Consider the following 1,284-nt stretch of genomic DNA (forward strand, 5'->3'; position numbering starts at 1 on the left):
GAGCCTCAAAGTGGTGCCGTATTTGATGCGACGGAAGGCTTCGAGGCCCAGGCGCATCACCTTTGGACCAGGCTTTCCATAGTAGGCGGTCCATCCTCCAAGCCGAGCAATGACCCACGCAGCGAAGGCGAGAGTGCCTTTTGGATGCGGGTTCTTTTGCTTCGCAGTGGCCCCCTCGAGTTGAGAAGACAGGGCTTCCAGCACAGGCTGGTCATCCGGCTCGAAGGCCTCGGTTAGTTCTTCCTCGGTCGTGCCGTCACGGGCGCGAACCAGTTGCATGATCGTGACCGTCGCTACGGTAGCTGCGGCGACGAACTTGATCATGACCTCGGGTTCGCCAATGTCGGCTTCCTCGATATCAAAACCGGCGGATTTGAGCGTGCGGAAGAACTCCTCGATGGTCCAACGCCTGCGATAGAGGTCGACGATCCGACGTGCTTGTTTCGGGCTTCTTACGACATGCGTGGTGAGAAGCCGCCAATGGATCGGCTCGCCGTCATGGGTCGATGACACCTCCCGAACGTCCACCATGGTCAGGCGGATCATGTCGGGCAGATCTGGGGCAGGGCCGGGATGGGGCCGGCATAGCATGATCGGCGAGAAGCGCAAGGCAAGCTCGGCTCTCCGCTCCTTGCGGCCCGGCGCCGCAGGAATCGTCACGCTGAACCGGGCGGCTTCCGGCAAGCCATCAACAAATGCAAACTGCTTCGCAAAAGCTCCGGACTTCAGTTTGATCTTCCGATTCCAGTTTGCCCTGACAAGCAACTCCACATTCGCCGGACGTCGCGCGAAATGCTCGTAGATGTCGCTTTCCCGGTCGGAGATCACGGTGATGCTTTGCGCGGTCGATAAGGCCGCGCTGGCTTGAACCGTCGCGGACAGCCAACGCTGGGACTCTTTGTCTGTTGTTGCTCGCGATCGCCGGGGCGTCACCTTGCCCTTGTCCCGATTCCAGACCTGCGCATCAACAAGACCCAGTAACGCATCAGTGCCGGCATCGAGTGCGAGCGCCGCATGCAAAAGCAGGCCCCGTGTTCCGCCGCCTTTGCCGACAGGTCCATAACCGTTGGCTTTGGCGCGCCGTCCGCCAAGGATCAGTTCGCTGGTATCCTGAACCACGATGATCTCGCGACCGGCAACACGTTCCGCCGTGCGCGAAGCCGCATGGCTCGCCATCTCTGCGACGCTCACCCGATCATTGCGCAGAAAACGCGTGAAGCGGACCTCCTGCGCTCGGCTCCCTGCAAGGCGTCGAATGCACGAACCGGGCCGTCGAACGAGCGC

General features: G+C 61.2%; 1 protein-coding gene. It reads right to left on the reverse strand.

What is annotated here, in order from left to right; translation table 11 throughout:
• On the reverse strand, positions 1-1,176 hold a 1,176-nt coding region (locus AC5ZG5_RS46185; RefSeq protein ID WP_456671327.1), incomplete at its 3' end, for an IS4 family transposase.
• Between the last annotated feature and the right edge of the window lie 108 nt (positions 1,177-1,284).

Source organism: Bradyrhizobium sp. Ses1, from assembly GCF_059512365.1.